This is a genomic window from Flavobacterium solisilvae, from assembly GCF_012911605.1.
Lineage (GTDB): Bacteria > Bacteroidota > Bacteroidia > Flavobacteriales > Flavobacteriaceae > Flavobacterium > Flavobacterium solisilvae.
Genome location: NZ_JAAMPT010000061.1, coordinates 1 through 249, shown reverse-complemented (window position 1 = coordinate 249; position 249 = coordinate 1). Strand labels below are relative to the sequence as shown.

1 protein-coding gene is annotated in these 249 nt (G+C 36.1%); it reads right to left on the bottom strand.

The window, feature by feature from the left end; translation table 11 throughout:
- The coding region (locus G6042_RS14685; protein ID WP_169522317.1) for a transposase at positions 1-249 on the bottom strand (249 nt) is incomplete at both ends.

Genomic DNA, 249 nt, shown 5'->3' with positions numbered 1-249 from the left:
TTAAATAGGTCGTTTTTATCAAAAACAAACCTTTTCTCTTGTAAGGTGAGTTCCATGCTTTGAGTTTGGCTATTAAATCGGGCACACCAAGGATATTGATGCTGCGTTTGATGTTATACACGAGCATTATCAAACTGTGTTCGCCGTTTACTTTCTCTAATCCTATTAAATTGGTGTGGTTATATCCCCATTTTCGCTTTATTGTTCCAAAGATGTGTTCGTTGATTTCTTGGCGTTTTCTATAGAGTT